A 17,580-nucleotide genomic window follows, 5' to 3' on the forward strand; every position below is an offset into this window, starting at 1 on the left:
GAGGCAATTTGTGAAAGAATTCACGTCAGGCCACATAAGAAAGGGCCCGCTATGGGCCCTCTAGGTCATTGACTTAAGCGTGTCATGTTAACTCTTTGTAAACAAGGGGTAAGAGATGATTTATTAGCTCATATCCGTGAGCGATACGTCACAATGAATCATCGAAGCGGGCCCTACTCCCCGCAAACTCCGATAGGGTGCTCTTGTGCAAAACGATCCTGCGACTCCCGCTGACCAGCCCCACCCCGAGCCCTCCGTGCCCGATACCGGCGGGCCCCATGGCGACGGCAACGCCCGCCCGGCCGGAGTCGTGGTGGTTGCCGCCGTTGTTGCGCTGGAATCTTTGGTTCTGGGAGTCCTTGGGGTTTGGTCCATTGTCCTGGCGGCGACGGCGCCAACCCATTCGCTGGCCAGCGGGGTATTCCTGATCATCTTGCTGTTGGCGTTGTCCGCAGGTTTGGCTCTGGTGGCTGTGAATGTCTACAGGGGATTCAGGTGGACACGGTCCGCCGCTTTTGTGTGGCAGCTGTTGATGGTGGCCATAGCCGTCTCAACACTCCTGGAGGGAAACATTCTGCTGGGACTGGCGATGCTGCTTCCTCCCGTGGCAGCCGCATATTTCTTGTTTACCCCCAAAGTGGTGGCATTTTCACTGCGTTCAGCGGCGGATAGCAACGTCCTGTAAATCCCGGTGCCACCTTGCCTGCATGGATTCCTTAGCTGTCAGCCGCTGGCGCGGGCAGCTGCGGAAACGGGAATTGAAACCACAGGCATTGCCCGCCATCCACCAGCACACCGCGGCCCGGTGGCTCGGAGCCAGCAGTGTCCAAGCGGACACCCAGCAGTTCGGCATCGGAGGGACGTTGGGGCTTCAGGACGATCCCTTGTTCCACCGTGCGCAGGCCCCACTCTAGGGGGAGCCGGGACAATGCCGCGCTGGGGTGGGGGAGCGCTGCCACAATGGTTGCCCCTGCCGCGAGCAGGGAGGTGACCCGCTCCTGCTCCAGGGGTGTCAGGCCCGCGGCGTTGTCCACCAGGATAATCCCAGCCGGGTCATCCGGCGGCAACGGCTGGAACAGCTGCACATGGTTGAGACGGCCCAGCGCACGCAGGAAGGTGGTCTTGCCGCTCTTGCTACCGCCCAGCACGGGAATAAGAGCGCCTGGACTGGGTGTCATGGAGAGCAAGTCCCGGCCGTCACCGCCCAGGCCCAACAACAACTGCTGCCGCTGGCTGCCCTCGCGGGCCGTTGCCTCTCGGAACCGCGGGACGGCGGTCTGGAGTTCTTCAAGGGTGAGGGAGCCCGGCAGCTCCGTCACCGCCAGGGTCCTGGCCGCATGACTTGCGCGTAGACGTGGGTGCGATGGCCGTTCCTGCCCGTGCACAAAAGGTGCAGTGCCAAGCTGGGCGACGTGCATTGTCTCGGGTTCCGAGCGGGCAGCGGCGGCATTGATGGGACCGCAAATCCCGGCGCGAGCCGGCACAGCCGTGAAGCGGGGCAGCCGCGGCCACAGGATGATGGATTCGGCGTTGCTGCCGCAGGGCAGGAACATCCTATTCGGGATGGCGGTTAGAAAGTGAGATGTGAGCAGTTCACGGCCTCCGCCCACAACCACCACGAGGCCACCACTGTTGAAGCGGACCAGCTCGGCCATGGCGTCTTCGGCCCACGGCCAGGGGCTTGAACGAAACGCACTCACCCAGCGACCCCAGTCGGTGATGCACAGAACCAGTGTTTGGGTGCTTGTCCTGGCCACCTCCAGCAGCCGGCGCACCAGGTGTGCCGCCGCCCTGGGCTGGTCGGTGTCGAGGCAGCTTCCCACCCACGGACTGTCCGCATGGGCGGCAAGGGACCCGTCGCCGTCGAGCAGATACAGCAAACGTCCCCGGGCGGAGGCGCCGGAGGCCAACCCCGCGTTGGCAGCCAGGAGTTGGCCGGCTGCCAGCGAAACGGCTGAGGAAGTTTCCGCCGTGGTGCCAAAACACGCCAGATGGGAGTGGTGTTCGGGGTGCCACAGCAAGTGTTCCAGGCTCTGGCGGTGCGGCACGTCCGTCATCCCCAGCAGCACAGCGCCAGGGAGGCCAGCGATTTCGCCAGGGTTCCCGTAGGCGGTTCCGTCCAGCGAAATGGCCGCCGGCAATTCAGGGGCGATGACCGCAGGTGCGCTACGACGTGCCGGATCCGCAGCCTGCCAGTCGTGCCACGTATTTCTGAAGAGTTCAGTGATAGCTTCGCTGTCGCCCGACGGAGGGGAAGACGCGGGGTCGACGGCGGACCCGCCGCGGAGCCGCTCGGAAAAAACTTCCACGAGCGGCAATTCTCCGTGGCCCTGGTGCGGCATCCGCAACGTGGCGCTTTGAAATTCCTCGGCTGGCGCCCCAGCCCTGCTGATGAATCCCCGCCCTGGCGTTGACACGCTGATGCTGGCGGCAGCACCTGTCCCGATCACATCCGCCGAGTCAAAAGTTGACTGAACACGCAGGCAGATGGAGCTGGTCACATTGGCTCGAATGTCGGCATTCAACGCGCCCTGCGGCCGCTGGGTGGCCATGACCAGATGGATGCCCAGGGACCGGCCCACGGCGGCGATGCGCATCAGCTCGGCCATGGCATCCGGATATTGATCCACCAGGATGCGGAATTCATCAATGACCACCACAAGGTGGGCCAGGGCGTGGCTGCCGGATGCGGTCCTCCCCGCACGGTACTGGTCACTGTCCGATGCCCCGGCCGCAGCCAGCGCCGCCTCCCTGTGGTGGAGTTCGGCTCGCAGGGAAGCAAGCATCCGATCCACCCCATGTCCGCCCAGGTCTGTCAGGAGCGAGGCCGTGTGCGGAAGGTTTGTCAGGGATCCCAATCCGGCTCCGCCCTTGAAATCAATGAAGATGAACTGCAGGTCGGCAGGGGAGTGGGCGGCTGCAAGGCTGCCCACCAAGGCGCGGAGGAATTCGGACTTCCCTGAGCCGGTAGTGCCGGCCACCAGCAGGTGTGGGCCATCACGGCGGAAATCAAACATGGTGGGGCCTGCGTTGGATTGCCCCAGGGCCACGGCCCGTAGCGGTCCCCCTGCGCAGGCGCCCCATGAGCTCTGGAGCTCGTGGGGGCTGAGCTGACGGGGCGCAGGGCTGGCAGCCAGGGCTGCCAGCGGCCCGGGACCGGGCCCGGCGGCTGTGCCGGCCCGGGAACGCGCATAAGCGTCGAAGGTCCTCGGCGCAACGCCGTCCGGCACAAATTCTGCATCCGCAAAACTGCCAATGACCCGGTTGCCCACGGCCTTCAACTCTACGACGGCGCTCCCAGCCCCGCCTCGGCTGCCCGTCCCAGGACCTGTTGCGGCGCCCGCAGTTTCGGGGGAAGGCGGGTAACTGGACGGTTGGGGGCCGGTCGGCGGAACCGCGGCCCTACTGGGAGCCGTTGCGCTGACGTGCGTGTCCGCACAGCGATCGGACACGAAAAACAGCACACGCAGGCCGGGCGGCAACACCGGTGTGCGGATTGCCGCTCCCGCCACCACCACAAGGACCCCCGCTGGACCTTCCTCAGCATCCGCGGCTCCTGGACCCAGATGGCCCAGTGCCTGCTGCGCTGCCTCAGTCGTGCCCGCCAGCACCGTGCGTGGAAGAAACCTCGCAGCCAACGGCAGCTGCCCGGCCTCGCCCAGCAGAACAACTGGAACAGCTGCGGCGTCCAGCTGCACGAGGACAAAGTTCAGCAGCGAGGCCACCGCGTTGGGCGGGCCGTGCACAGTGAGCGGCGCCGGACCCCAGCGCACACAAAAAGGCTGGCGGGACAGCAGGGGTGCCGAAAACGCGGGATCCATGGGAACCAGTAGCAGCCGGGCGGCTTGGGTGGCAGTGCCCAGGCGCAGCGCCAAGCCGCTGGTGCGCGAACCGCCAGGCGGTGGCGCACCGCCCGCCTGTGCGGACAGCAGTAGCGCCCCGGCATCGGGGAACGCCCAAGAAACCCGCCCGGCACCAAGCTTCACGGCCTGTGCCACGGCGGCCAGAAAGCCTCGGCGCCGTTTCCCGCCGCCGAATGCAGGCACAAGAACCGCCACTGCACCCATGGCAGCGAAGGCCAGAAACATCCACGACCCGGTGGCCAGCGCCAAGGCAAGGCCCATGAGCACGGGGAGGCAGCCGGCAGCAATCATGGCCCATCGCCTCCGGGAGGAGCTGGGACTGTGCTGGAGAATCTGGGGTTCCAGCGTGGCGGCATCGAGCAGGGGTGGCGTGGCAAGGTTAGGCGCAGGAGTCCGGGATCCGGGGTGTTGGCTGTCCGCGGTGACGGTGCTCCGTGTCGCAGAGCCGTTTCCGTGCGGGACGGCAGGGTCAAGAAACCTGAGCTGGAAAGTACTGCTTCCGCAGCCAACGGTGTCGCCCACTTCCACGGCAACTGTGCCCGCGACGGAAATGGCTTTGCTGGTGGGGCTGCACCCGGCACGGCAAATGGTGAAGCCGCTTGAACGGCCGGTGGCAGTCAGGGCGATGCCACGGGTCCCCACAACAAGTGTCCCGTGGTGCCTAGACAGTGCGGGGTCGGCCACAACTATGTGGCATTGCCCGCGCCCCACGCCGAAGGTTCCCCGGCGCAGGGAAAAAAGGGCTCCGGCATCCGGCCCGGAGCACACGGCCAGGACTGCTGTCACACCCTCGACGCCGGAACGGCTGGCAGTCCCGACATTGGGTGGCGGCTCCACGCGGCCCGGCCAGGCCACCACCACCGCCCCATCGACCAAGGGCGGTTGGCCGGCATGCAAAACTGACAGCGGAAGGCCGCCCACGCTAAAACTGCAGCCCGCCCCACGGCGGGCCAGGGCTTGCGCCAGGGATTGCCCTGAACAGGAGCCGGGTGCGGCGCCAGACGGCCAGGTCACAGTGAGTTCTATGGGCGCAGATGGCGCGGGCTCAACGCCGCCAACAGCCGCGCCCACACCTGCCACCAGCGTGACTTGAAGCAACATGGCAACTCCTCACCCAACACGCCCGCTCGTCCCACTGATCCCGAGCCTAGGCGAGGTGAACCGCCCCGTGGCGTCCGGCGTCGAACATTGTGCCCAAGCACCAACCCGGCATGGCCTGTGGGGGAATCAATCGAGGAGGCCAGGCGAATGGGGCCTGTGAGTCGCACCACCTAGGGGGGCGGCCGCTCTGATCGGTCGGGTAACCTAGGTAGGTAGATCGTGGCACTGTTGTGCCCATATATCGCTACCAAGCTACACAGGAGAGTTTGTGAACGCTGACCTAGTCGTCGTCGGTTCGGGTTTCTTTGGCCTGACCATTGCAGAACGTGCCGCCACCGAGTTGGGGCTGAAGGTAGCCGTCATTGACCGCCGCCACCACATTGGCGGCAATGCTTACAGCGAGAACGAGGCACAGACAGGCATCGAGGTGCACCGTTATGGGGCGCACCTATTCCACACCTCCAACGAACGCGTATGGGAGTACGTGAACCGCTTCACCGCGTTCACCAACTACCAGCACAAGGTGTACACAGCCCACAAGGGTGAGGTGTACCAGATGCCCATCAACCTGGGCACTATCAATCAGTTCTTCCGTTCAGCCATGGGCCCGGGTGAGGCGCGTGCGCTGATCCAGGAGCAGGCTGGCGAGCTGGCCGGCACCGATCCGTCCAACCTGAATGACAAGGGCATCCAGCTCATTGGCCGCCCCCTCTACGAGGCTTTCATCAAGCACTACACGGGCAAGCAGTGGCAAACGGACCCCAAGGACCTGCCGGCGTCGATCATTTCCCGGCTGCCTGTGCGCTACAACTACGACAACCGCTACTTCAACGACACCCACGAGGGTCTGCCGGTTGACGGCTACACCGCGTGGATTGAGCGGATGGCCGATCACCCGAACATTGAAGTGGTGCTGAACACCGACTTCTTCGACGACGGCGAATACTCCCGCAAGGCCGTCATCGGCCAGGTCCCGGTCATCTACACCGGAGCCGTTGACCGCTACTTTGACTACGCCGAGGGTGATTTGTCCTGGCGCACCATCGATCTGGAGCAGGAAGTGCTGCCGATCGAGGACTACCAGGGCTGCGCCGTCATGAACTACCCGGATGAGGAGCAGAAGTTCACCCGGATCCACGAGTTCCGCCACTTCCACCCGGAACGCGAGTACACCAAGGACGCCACTGTCATCATGCGGGAGTTCAGCCGATTCGCCGAAAAGGGCGACGAGCCGTATTACCCGGTCAACACCAGCGATGACCGCAGCAAGCTGCTGGCCTACCGCGATCTGGCCCGCGGCGAGAACAACGTGCTGTTTGGTGGCCGTTTGGGCACCTACAAGTACTTGGACATGCACATGGCCATCGGTTCCGCCTTGAACATGTATGACAACAAGATCAAGCCGCATTTCACTGGCGGAGCGAAGCTGCAAAGCGGAGGAGTTGACGCGTGAGCGTAGTTGAAGCGCAAACAAAGTTGGCGGTCCTGCAACGGGTCATTCTGCCCACAGAGGCACAGGTGGATACTCTTCCGCTGTACGTGGACGCCGGCTCAGCCAGCGGCATTCGCTTGCGGGAAAACGATGAGCTGGCCCGGAGCCCGAAACTCCCCGAAGACAAGCTGCAACTCTTCAGCTCCGGGGGTGCCGGCGTGCACTTTGATGACATCAATTCGCGCCGCTCCATGAATGTTCGTGCCGGTGAGCAGGTTTCCTTCGGGACATACTTCAACGCTTTCCCTGCGAGTTACTGGCGGCGCTGGACTGATGTACGCACCGTCCGACTGGAGGTCACCACCACCGGCAGCGGTGCCATTGCCGTCAGCAAATCCAACGCCCGTGGTTCAATCCAGCACGTGGAAAGCATCAGCGTCAACGGCGCCGAGACCACCACATTTGACCTCACTTTGGTGCCCTTTGGCGACGGCGGCTGGTACTGGTTTGACTTGGCAGCAGGTCACGACGGGCTGACGTTGGTTGATGCTCAGTGGACGCTGCAGGAGGCTCCGCGAAGCTCCGGTCAGGTGACGTTGGAAATCACCACCATGAACAAGCCGGACTTTTGCCTCAATAATGCCCGCATTTTGGCCGCTAACCCGGATGCGTTGGAAAACGTCAAGGAAATCCTGATTGTCGACCAAGGTTCCAAGAAGGTGCGCGACGAAGAAGGCTTTGCCGAGGTCAGTGCCGCATTGGGCGGAAAACTTCGCATCATCGACCAGGGGAACCTGGGCGGTTCCGGCGGCTTTGCCCGCGGCATGTATGAAGCAGTGGAAAACGGCAGCGACTACGCGTTGTTGTTGGATGACGACGTGGTGGTGGAACCCGAAAGCATCTTGCGGATGCTGGCCTTTGCTGATCGTTGCAAGAAGCCCACCATTGTGGGCGGTCACATGTTTGACCTGCACAACCGCAGCGTCCTGCACACCTTTGGTGAGGTGGTGGATCCGCACCGCATAGTTCCAGCGGCCCCGCACGCGGACATGGAGATGCGCCACGACTTCAGTGTTGCCAACCTGCGCCAGACATCTTGGCTGCACCGGCGCGTAGACGTGGACTACAACGGATGGTGGATGTGCATGATCCCCACCGCCGTCATCCGCGAGATCGGCTTGTCCCTTCCCCTGTTCATCAAATGGGACGACGCCGAGTATGGCTTGCGTGCCCGTGCAGCCGGTTTTGCCACCGTCAGCCTGCCCGGCGCAGCCGTGTGGCACGTGTCCTGGCTGGACAAGGACGACATGGTGGGCTGGCAATCCTACTTCCACGAACGCAACCGCCTCATCACCACCTTGATCTACAGCCCCTATCCCAAGGGCGGCCGCGTCCTGCGCGAGTCCGTGCAGGCGGACGTGAAGCACCTGGTGTCCATGCAGTACTTCACCGAGCATGGCAGGCTGGAAGCCCTCAAGGATATTTTCAAGGGCCCGGAACAGCTGCATGCCACCTTGGCAACGAAGCTGCCGGGAATCAATGCCCTGCGGGCACAGTATGACGACGCCCAGCTGAAGGAAAATGTCGACGATTTCCCTGCACCTGTGCTCGGACGCGGCCCGATGGCTGGCACGCCTATGGGCCTGCCGCACAAGAAAGACCTGGTTTCCTGGGGGATCAAGACAGTGGCGCGCCAGCTCGTCAAGACGCCGGACCCGGATGCTGCGATCCGCCCCCAGGGCGTGCTGGCGCACCGGGACAGCCGCTGGTTCCGCCTTGCCCACTATGATTCCGTGGTGGTGACCAATGCCGAAGGCACGGGCATGTCCTGGTACCGCCGTGATCCCAAATTGCTGCGCTCCATGTTGGCAGAGTCGGCCCGGCTTCACCTTCGACTTGCCAAGGAGTGGGACGAATTGGCCGAACGCTACCGTGGTGCCGTGGCGGAAATAACGTCAATGGAGTCCTGGAAAAAGACCTTCGACGAGCATTCCGCGGATGGTCAGTAGATGCCAGCTGTCAATGGTGAGCTGACCACTCCGGGTGCAGGGCGTGGTCTGTTGGATGTGTATTCGAACAGGTTCCTGCTCAAGTTGTTGGTGCGCAAGGAAATCAAGGTTCGCTACAGGGGCTCCGTGCTGGGCCTGCTGTGGTCCTATGTGAAGCCGCTCATGCAGTTCATGATCTACTTCGTTGCACTCGGCATTTTCCTGAACCTGCAAAAGGCGACGCCGAACTACGCGATCTACCTGTTCTCGGGAATTGTCCTGGTCAACTTCTTCACCGAGACCCTTGGAAATGCCACCCGTTCTATCGTGGACAACAGGGACTTGATTCGCAAGATCTACCTGCCACGGGAGCTCTTTCCCGTGTCCACCGTTTGGGTTTCCGCCGCACACTTCCTGCCACAAGTGGTGATTCTGGTGGGTGCCAGCCTGCTCGTCGGGTGGCAGCCATCAATCTTCCAGTTGCTTGCCGCCGTTGCCGCCTTCATCATTGTGGCGATTCTTGGTATGGGTTTGGGGCTGCTTTTCGGGGCCGTCAACGTGTACTTCCGCGACTCGGAGAACATTGTGGACATGATCCTCATGGTGGTCACCTGGGCCTCGCCGGTGCTGTACCTGTGGACCATGGCCAGGGACGCCCTGGGCCCATGGTTCTTCCTCTACCAGGCCAACCCGATGACAGTGGCCGTGGAGATCTTCCACTGGGCTTTCTGGTACCCAACCTTGGGTGCGGATCAGATTGGAATGGTGGAGCTTCCGCCCAATCTGATTGCGCTCTGGTTGCCTGTGTCCTTGCTGCTCTCACTGGTTGTGCTGTTCGTTGGCCAACTCGTCTTCCGGCGCCTCGCCGTTCACTTTGCCCAGGAGCTCTAGCATGCCGGTTGCTGAAACTGTCGCTGACAATATCGCCATAACCTGCCGTAACTTGCGCAAGGTGTTTGTGCTGCGCAACACCCGGTCCATGAAAGAATCCATCGTGTGGCTCGCGAAGGGCCGCAAAGGTGATTTGTCCAAGCGCTTCGACGCCTTGAAGGACATCTCCTTGGATGTGGCCCAGGGTGAGACGGTTGCCTTGCTGGGCTTGAATGGGTCAGGCAAGTCGACCTTGCTGAAACTGATTTCAGGTGTTCTTCAGCCCGACGGCGGAACGGTCCGGACCCGCGGAAGGGTGGCCGGGCTCATCGAGGTTGGTGCCGGATTCCATCACGATCTCAGCGGACGTGACAACGTCTACCTCAACGGCGCTATTCTTGGCATGACCGAGAAGCAGATCGACACCATGTTCGATTCGATCGTGGAGTTCTCCGAAATTGGCGAGTTCATTGATACCGAAGTGAAGTTTTACTCTTCCGGCATGTACTTGAAGCTGGCGTTTTCCATCGCCGTCCACACGGATCCCGAAGTGTTTCTCATCGACGAAATCCTGGCTGTCGGGGACGAGCCGTTTCAGCGCAAATGCATCAAGAAGATCAAGGAGCTGGCTGCCGCCGGCAAGACGCTTTTTGTTGTCAGCCATGACCTGGATCTGGTGTCCACTGTTTGTGAACGTGGAGTCTTGTTGGAGCATGGCAAGGTTGTCATGGATGGCGAGGTTCATGCGGTGGTGAAGGAACTGCGCAGGCGGTCTGAGACCGACTAACCGCGCAGGCCAATTTGGATTGTTTTGTTGTTAGCTGCCGGGCATGTGGTCCGGCAGGTTTTGAGTTTGTTAGGAAGCGGTGCTGGAGTGACTTGGTGGGAAGCTGTACCTTTGGTTTTGATAGCGGGGGCAGTCTTTGTTGTGCCTGGTCTTGTTTTTTCGCTGGCCGTTCGCGTTCGGGGCCTGGCCGGCTTATTGTTGGCCCCCGTATTTAGCGTGGCCATGGCCAGCGTCCTTTCGCTGGTTCTACCGCTGGTCAAGGTGGGCTGGACGCCGGTCTCCTATGGTGTCGGCGTACTGGTGGTCTCGGCGGTCGCGTTCGGCATCAAGACTGCCTTGGCCCGGAAATGGCCGGATCCTGTTTGGGAACCTCAGCGAAGGCCAGTCATCCTTGCCTCGGTGGCAGGCCTGGTGGGGGCCGGCGCCCTCATTGCGCTGCAGTTGGGAACAGCGTTCCAGTCGCCCGAGAACATCTCACAAACGTACGACAATGTCTTCCACCTCAACGCTGTTCGCTGGGCCATTGAGTCGGGAAATGCTTCACCGCTGAATCTTGGTGCTTTTACTGGCATCAGTGCCTACCCCTCAGCCTGGCATGCGATGACCAGCTTGGTCGCGATGTCCACTGGTGCGAGCATCCCCGTTGCTGTCAATGTGACCAGCATCGCCATCGGCGCTTTTGTGTGGCCCCTTGGTTGCCTGTACTTGGTTCAGCGTTTGGTGGGACAGCGTGTTGTTGCCACCGTCATGGCCATGATCTTCGTCTCGGCCTTCACCGGCTTCCCCTTGCTGATGGTTGATTGGGGCGTCTTGTATCCAAACCTGCTGTCCATTTCACTGCTGCCCGCAGCCATGGGGCTTGCCTTTAGCGCCCTGGGAGTCGCCAAGGGTTACCGTCCGAGCACTCCCGTAGCCTGGCTCTTGGTCCTGGTGTCCGTACCGGCAGTGGCTGTTTCGCACCCGAGCACGTTGATGGCCTTGCTTGCTTTTGTTCTGCCCGCGGTTGTGTTCTTGGTTTACGGCCGGGTAGTCCAACTGCTGCCGGCCAACACGCCGGAGCGTCGCCGCAGCCTGTGGGGCATCGCCGTGATCGTTGTTGGGTTTTTGGCAGTGCTTGCGATCGTGTGGCGTAAATTCCGCCCACCGTCTGGTGCAGCTTCCTGGGGTGCTGTGGAGAGCCCGCCTCAAGCCATCGGCGAAATCCTTCTCGGTGGGGCCATGGGGCGTCCGGCGGCAGCCATCATCGCGATTTGCATGTTGGTTGGAATCTTCCGGATTATGGTCACTCGCAAGCAATTGTGGGTTCTTGGCACATTCGTCGTTGCCGCAGTGCTCTTCTTTTACGCTGCGGGGTTGAATTTCAGTCCTCGGTGGTACCTCACCGGCGTCTGGTACTACGACAGCTACCGTTTGGCTGCCCTATTGCCCGTCGCCATGCTGGGGCCGGCAGTGATTGGGGCTACGTATCTTTGGGACGAGGCCCACCGCCGATTGGCTGCCTTGCGGGGCCAGTCCTCAAAGGGCGAATCGTCTGTTCCGGCGATGAAGCCCCAGCGACGGGCAGCAGCCTTCACGGCTGGAATTCTCGTCCTCGTTTTCATGACCCAATTTGGCGTTATGACCTGGGCCGTTGAACGCACCCACTGGTCCTACAAGTCCACAGAGGCGGCGGGACTGCTCACACCCGATGAGACAGCGCTGCTTAACCGGATTGGGGACCATGTGGAACCTGGGGCGGTTATTGCCGGCCTTCCCAGTAGCGGGACCGCGTTGGCTTATGCTTTTTCCGGACGAGAGGTCATGCAGCCGCATATCTTGACCACCCATGGTGACGACGTCGACATCGTCAATGCGGGACTCAAGAGTGCTGCAGACTTTCCATGGATTTGCGATTCGGTTCGTGCACTAAACATCAAGTACGTGCTCGATTTTGGCACCAGGACGGTAACCGGAACCATGCCCGGCTATGGTGGCATCTTGGACCTGTCCGAGTCGCCTGCGCTGGAACTTGTTGACCAACAGGGTGAAGACGCCAAACTATTTAGGGTCAAGGCCTGCTGGTAGGCCGTGGCGCAGGCGGGGAATGCGCCGTCATGGCCTGGTAACAAAGAAACGCCCCGGTCCTGGGACCGGGGCGTTTTGGTTGTTCAGACAATGTGCCGACTATGCCTCGAGCAGTGAGAGCAGGTATGCTCCGTAGCCGCTCTTCAGGAGTGGCTCCGCCCGTAGCCGCAGCTCGTCGTCGTTCAGGAAGCCCTGCCGCCAGGCGATCTCCTCGGGTGCGCCAATCTTCAGGCCCTGCCGGCTCTCAACAGTGCGGATGAAATTAGAGGCATTGTTGAGGTCGTCGAAAGTTCCAGTGTCCAGCCAAGCGGTGCCACGCGGGAGAATCTCCACCTGCAGTTTCCCCTTGTCAAGGTAGTGCCGGTTGACGTCAGTGATTTCCAGTTCGCCACGAGGTGAGGGTTTCAGGCCCTTGGAGATCTCGACAACGTCGTTGTCGTAGAAATACAGCCCAGGAACCGCGTAGTGGCTCTTGGGCACCAGCGGCTTCTCCTCGAGGGAGATGGCTTTGCCTTCGTCGTCGAATTCAACAACGCCATAGGATTTGGCATCCTTGACCCAGTAGCCGAACACGGCGCCACCATCGATATTGGCGTGGCGGCGCAACTGCGTGCCCATGCCGGGGCCGTAGAAAATATTGTCACCGAGAACCAAGGCCACAGTGTCGTTGCCAATATGGTTTTCGCCCAGGATAAATGCCTGGGCCAGGCCGTCCGGTGACTCTTGCTTCACATAGCTGATGGATACGCCGAATTGCGAGCCATCGCCAAGCAGTCTCTTGAACTGCTCCGAATCGTGAGGTGTTGTCACCACCAAAATATCCCGGATTCCGGCAAGAATCAGGGTTGAGAGTGGGTAGTAGATCATGGGTTTGTCATAGACGGGCACCAGCTGCTTGCTGATACCATGGGTAATTGGATGCAGTCTCGAGCCAGTTCCGCCCGCAAGGATAATTCCGCGCATGAAGTAATCATCGCCGCATGTCTTGGCAGAACGCAAACGGGGGACCGTCCTGGTGAGCCCAAGCGTGAAAGTCTCCAGTTCGCTGGAGAGGATCGCGGCCCAAGCCCATGCCCGAGGTCATACGTTGGAAGATTAGGTACTCTTTGAGCAGCAAACGATTGGTGAATGACGCAACCACAGGGACTTGGTTCGGCACGTTGCTCGATCCCAGGAACAACAGCCTGAACCTCATCCGGCTCATTTTGGCCTTGGCTGTCCTCGTTCACCATAGCTGGCCACTGGCGGGAGTGCCTGGGGAGCCCGAGTTCGCCGGGGATAGCCTTGGTGGCTGGGCGATTGCTGGTTTCTTTGGACTTAGCGGGTACTTGATTACTTCCAGTCGCTGGTCAAACCGACTCGGGACCTACCTGGTTCATCGCATTGCCAGAATCATGCCAGCGTTCTGGGTTTGCCTGTTGACCATGGTGTTTGTGTTTGCGCCGATTGGTTACGTGGCCGCCAACGGAAATCTGCAGGGGTACCTCACGGCGCCCCATTCGCCACTGAACTTCCTGATCTCAAACGCCATGCTGGAGGTTCGGTTTTACGACATTGCTGGGACACCGTTGAATGTCCCGTATGCAGGTGCATGGAACGGATCTTTGTGGAGTCTGTACTACGAGTTCTTGTGCTACCTCATTATTGCGGCACTTGGCACCGTGGCATTCGTGCGGAAATCACGCTGGCCCGTAACAGCTGCTTTTCTCCTCTCGGTGCTGGCTCAAGCAAACATAGACTCCATCAGCCGCTTGACCAATGACAACTTCGACGTTGTCCTGCTGCTGCGTTTGCTGCCCTTCTTCCTTGGTGGCGCCACTGTCTTTGTCTGGAAGGACAAGATTGGATTCCACTGGATCCCCGGAGTGCTGTCGCTCTTAGCTGCATTTGTTATTTCCTCGACAGTCCCTGAATGGGGAGGCCAGGCATCTGCAGTATTTGTAACTTATGGCGTCATTTGGATTTCGACAGTCCTCAGACAGCCTCAACTGATTGCCAAAAATGACATTTCATATGGTGTCTATATTTACGCGTTTGCGGTGCAGCAGCTGCTTGCCGTGTTTGGGGCTCACACCTGGGGCATCCTGTGGTTCAGCCTGGCCGCTGCGGCGATAACCGTCCCGCTGGCAATAGGAAGTTGGCTTCTGGTCGAACAGCCAATCATGCGCCGGGTGCGTGGCCGCAAGGCTGGCAAGCCAGCTGTGCCGCAAGCTTCCCCGGCCCCAGAACCGGTGGCCGACGCCGGGTCCGTGAATCTTGTGAACGGCAACGATGCACGCTGAACCGCTCACTGTTGCCAGTGGGGCGGACCGCCGCGTTAGCCTGCCCGCGAACCCTTCGTCGCCGGCAAAATTGCTTGGTGCCGTGACCATTGCGTTCGTCGCGTTCGCACTTACTTTTTCCTTGCGCTCCGCGGGGCTCCTGTACGGCTCCTGGGTCCTTCTGCTCTTTGGTGTTCTGCTCGTACTGATTCCGGTGTCCAGACACTTGTCGGGCCGGATCCTGTGGACCCTGCCGGTCATTTTTGGGCTTGTGCCGCTCCTGTGGTGGATTCCGCTTGACTGGCCCCCGAATGTGCGTTCCACGATGCTGTTGTCGACGGCTGTCGCCGTCGTCGTTTTTTGTGGCCTCTGGTTTCCAACCTTCAGGGGAGAGGGACGCCGCCTGCTTCCACAGGTCAGCGGCATTGACGCAGTGCCGCTGCTTGCTGCCGCGGGCGCTGTCTTTGTGACCTTTCAGGACTTGACTGTCCGCCGTGTAGATGACGCCATGGCACTGCTCCTGATGGCTTGGGACAATGCATCGCATTTTGATATTTTCCACATGCAGCGGATACACGGAACGGTCTTGCCGTTGGCTGGGCCTACTGGGGACGGGAGCCGGTGGGCTTTCTCCGACTACCCCCAGGGCTTCCACAGTACTTTGGTGTTGTTGAGCGAGCTGGCGCGGAAGAATGATCCCGGTGTTTGGGAGACCGAGCTCATTACTTTTGCGAACTTTTCGGCTGTCCTGAACATAGCGATCGTGGTTCTCATCGTGGCTGCGGTCTGTTCCCTGCCCGCACTGAGGCGAGCACCGGCCATCGGTGTTCCGATCGCTGTTTTAGTGGGCAGTGGCTGGTTGTTTGGGCCTGGCGCGTTGGCTTCCATGCACGGTTTTTCGAATTTCTTTTTCACCACTGCCCTCGTCGGAGCAGCCATCGTCTTGTTCCACTCCATGGAGCGGGTATTTGATCCGCTGCCGTTGATCGCTGCCAGTGCCTGCCTTTCTGCAGTCATGCAGAACTGGGTTTTGCTCGGCGTGTTCCTGTTGCCGTGTGTTGTGGCATTGCTTTTTGTGACCCCGAAAGGTCGATGGAAGGCATCACGGGGGGAACTGCTGACAGTGATCTTGCTGGCATCCGTCGTTGCCCTCTCTGCAGCAACGGCAGCCAGCCAATTGCTGACGGTCAAGGCTGAGGGGATACTGTACGCCATAGGCGGTGTGCCGTTGCCAGATTTTGGCCTCCTCATTGCTTCGTTGCTGTTCCTGGCCGGCGCGGCCTTCTTGCTCGGGGGACGCGGTAGGCCAGGTGCTCCGTCGGCGGTTCGCACCAGATGGAGCCTAGGTTCGATTTGGGTTGCCCTGGCCCTTGCCGTAGCCATGGCTGCAGCGCAATTGGCCAAGACTGGTGCGCTGAGCTACTACATGCAGAAGTTCTCCATCGCTTTGGCTTTGCTTGCACTGCTCGGTTTGGCCCTGGCCGCCAATGGCCTGCTCGAACCGGGCAGGCCGTTGGTCCACCAAAGGGCACGCCAACGCCCAGGACGGCTGCTCGCGGCCAGCATGGTTGTTTCCATCGGATTCACCCAGGTCTTTGGGTTTACCTTGCCCTTGAAGGAGATCGGCATGCCGCCAACGGCGGAGTCGGGGCTGCAGGCCGCAAAACAGCGGGCTGCCGTCAGCACGGGCTCTGTTGCCGGGGGCCGGCTCCTGGACGCCGTCAGGCGGAGCGAGGGTTTGGCAGGTCCTGTCATGTACTTGACCACGAACCCCAACGATGTGGACGTAATTCTGGCCCAGCAGTGGTTTGACGGACTTCGCGGCAACTATACCGAACATGGCTGGACACTTTCGCTGAATATGTTCCCGCTCAGTGGTGGACCCGAGAACTTGCGCAAGGTCATCGTTGACATCAAATCGGAAGACCCTGCGGCCGTGATAGTTGTTGACCCGGAGAACCAGGCAGCCCTCGATCAGATCATGGCAAGCCTGAACTAGGATCATTGCCACCAGCCGCCATTGCTGGTCCGGGAGAGCCGGAAATGGGTGAGGGTCCAGACACCCAGTGTCTGGACCCTCACCCATTGGTGGTGATGCTAGGCAGGCTTGACGTCTGGCTGGCCGTCAATCCAGTCTGCCAGCCGTTCAATGCCCTGCTGAAGGTTGAATCGAGGCGTCCAGCCCAGGACATCGCTGGCTGCAGCAATGTCGGCCCAGGCGTGGCGCACATCGCCCTGGCGGTACTGGCCGGTTACATGCGGCGTCGGCGCACCATACCGTGCGGCGATGGTCTCCGCGGCGGTTCCAATGGTCTGGAATTCACCGGAGCCAATATCCAAAGGCAGGTGGTGGGTGCGTTCTGATGTTGCCCCAGCCACCACCGCCGATGCCACGTCGTCAATCAGGATGAAGTCGCGGCGAACCTGGCCGTCCTCGTAGAGGGGAATGGAACGCCCCCCCATTGCCATGCGGCAGAACAGGCTCATGATGCCCGTGTACGGGTTGATCAGGGATTGGCCGGGACCGTACACGTTTTGGAGGCGAAGAATGGCTGTCTCCACGCCGTAGGACTTCGCCCAGGCCTGCAGAATGTTCTCCTGGGCCAGCTTGGTGGCACCGTAGACACTGACCGGCGCCGGGAAAGTTTCCGTCGCATTCATGGCGGTGGGCTCTGAACCGGGGAAGTCCCACTCGGAGTTGTCCAAGGTCTCACTGGTGCGCTGCCCCGGGTAGAAGAGACTGCCATCTTTCCCGCGCCAGGCACCCTCACCGTAAACAGCGCGGCTGGAGGTGAGCACAATGCGCCGGGGAAGAGCTTTGTGGCGATTGAGGCCGTCCAGGAGCTGGGATGTCCCCACAACGTTGACGTGAGTGTGTCGAGTGGACTCCTCCAGCGACTGACCTGTCCCCGTCTCGGCAGCCAGGTGGATGACCACGTCAGGCTTGATGGAGGGAAGAATCTGGTCCCAGGTGGACGCCTCGGTGATGTCTGCGACGATCAACTCAACACCCTCAGCGAGTGTTTCCGGACGTTCACCAGTTTCGTGAATCTGTGGATGCAGATTGTCCACCACCACAACCCGGCCAAAGGACTGAAGGAGTGAGGCGGAAATGGCGCATCCAATGAATCCTGCACCACCGGTGACGAGGACGGTTTCCGACCGTTGTGCGGGGGAACTGTGCATGGTGATTTACTTTCTTGGTTAAATTGGG

At 61.0% G+C, this 17,580-nt stretch carries 11 protein-coding genes; 8 read left to right on the plus strand and 3 right to left on the minus strand.

Going from position 1 to position 17,580, the window contains the following annotated elements:
* The first annotated feature begins 205 nt into the window (after positions 1-205).
* A complete protein-coding gene (locus tag ACX80Q_RS09140) occupies positions 206-685 on the plus strand; it encodes a hypothetical protein (protein WP_459330217.1) in 480 nt (159 codons plus the stop codon).
* A 31-nt stretch (positions 686-716) separates the two neighbouring features.
* Here the strand turns inward: ACX80Q_RS09140 and ACX80Q_RS09145 are convergent, their stop codons facing one another.
* Positions 717-4,964, minus strand: coding sequence for an FtsK/SpoIIIE domain-containing protein (locus tag ACX80Q_RS09145; protein WP_459330218.1), 4,248 nt, complete (start codon positions 4,962-4,964; stop codon positions 717-719).
* 268 nt (positions 4,965-5,232) lie between these two features.
* Between ACX80Q_RS09145 and glf the strand changes: the two genes are divergently transcribed.
* The 5 genes from glf (at position 5,233) to ACX80Q_RS09170 (ending at position 12,105) form a co-directional block, all read left to right on the plus strand.
* Entirely contained in the window at positions 5,233-6,417 is a 1,185-nt protein-coding gene (gene glf / locus ACX80Q_RS09150) for a UDP-galactopyranose mutase (protein ID WP_459330219.1), read from the plus strand.
* On the plus strand, positions 6,414-8,405 hold the full coding sequence (locus tag ACX80Q_RS09155; protein ID WP_459330220.1) for a glycosyltransferase: 1,992 nt from the start codon (positions 6,414-6,416) through the stop codon (positions 8,403-8,405). Before glf ends, ACX80Q_RS09155 begins: the two co-directional genes overlap by 4 nt.
* Positions 8,406-9,275, plus strand: a complete 870-nt coding sequence (locus ACX80Q_RS09160) for an ABC transporter permease (protein ID WP_459330221.1) — start codon at positions 8,406-8,408, stop codon at positions 9,273-9,275.
* Position 9,276: 1 nt separating this feature from the next.
* Positions 9,277-10,041, plus strand: a complete 765-nt coding sequence (locus ACX80Q_RS09165; RefSeq protein WP_459330222.1) for an ABC transporter ATP-binding protein — start codon at positions 9,277-9,279, stop codon at positions 10,039-10,041.
* A 141-nt stretch (positions 10,042-10,182) separates the two neighbouring features.
* A complete protein-coding gene (locus ACX80Q_RS09170; RefSeq protein WP_459330223.1) occupies positions 10,183-12,105 on the plus strand; it encodes a DUF6541 family protein in 1,923 nt (640 codons plus the stop codon).
* A gap of 99 nt (positions 12,106-12,204) precedes the next feature.
* Here ACX80Q_RS09170 and rfbA read toward each other — a convergent pair whose 3' ends face one another.
* Positions 12,205-13,068 carry a glucose-1-phosphate thymidylyltransferase RfbA gene (gene rfbA / locus ACX80Q_RS09175; protein ID WP_459330224.1) on the minus strand — a complete coding sequence of 288 codons (864 nt, stop codon included), beginning with the start codon at positions 13,066-13,068 and terminating at the stop codon, positions 12,205-12,207.
* 143 nt (positions 13,069-13,211) lie between these two features.
* On the opposite strand from rfbA, the gene ACX80Q_RS09180 reads away from it, so the two are divergent.
* Positions 13,212-14,387: an acyltransferase family protein gene (locus ACX80Q_RS09180; protein ID WP_459330225.1), complete on the plus strand. Its 1,176-nt coding sequence runs from the start codon at positions 13,212-13,214 to the stop codon at positions 14,385-14,387.
* Positions 14,388-14,469: 82 nt separating this feature from the next.
* The gene (locus ACX80Q_RS09185) at positions 14,470-16,365 is read left to right on the plus strand and encodes a hypothetical protein (protein WP_459330226.1); all 1,896 of its coding nucleotides are present in this window, start codon (positions 14,470-14,472) and stop codon (positions 16,363-16,365) included.
* A 98-nt stretch (positions 16,366-16,463) separates the two neighbouring features.
* On the opposite strand, the gene ACX80Q_RS09190 is transcribed toward ACX80Q_RS09185, so the two are convergent.
* Positions 16,464-17,552, minus strand: coding sequence for an NAD-dependent epimerase/dehydratase family protein (locus ACX80Q_RS09190; protein ID WP_459330227.1), 1,089 nt, complete (start codon positions 17,550-17,552; stop codon positions 16,464-16,466).
* Between the last annotated feature and the right edge of the window lie 28 nt (positions 17,553-17,580).

The organism is Arthrobacter sp. HLT1-20 (assembly GCF_054510895.1).

Coding starts and splice junctions, on each gene's coding strand:
- ACX80Q_RS09145 (WP_459330218.1), bottom strand. CDS start 4,964: ATGTTGCTTCAAGTCACGCTGGTGGCAGGTGTGGGCGCGGCTGTTGGC.
- ACX80Q_RS09165 (WP_459330222.1), top strand. CDS start 9,277: ATGCCGGTTGCTGAAACTGTCGCTGACAATATCGCCATAACCTGCCGT.
- ACX80Q_RS09190 (WP_459330227.1), bottom strand. CDS start 17,552: ATGCACAGTTCCCCCGCACAACGGTCGGAAACCGTCCTCGTCACCGGT.
- rfbA (WP_459330224.1), bottom strand. CDS start 13,068: ATGCGCGGAATTATCCTTGCGGGCGGAACTGGCTCGAGACTGCATCCA.
- ACX80Q_RS09160 (WP_459330221.1), top strand. CDS start 8,406: ATGCCAGCTGTCAATGGTGAGCTGACCACTCCGGGTGCAGGGCGTGGT.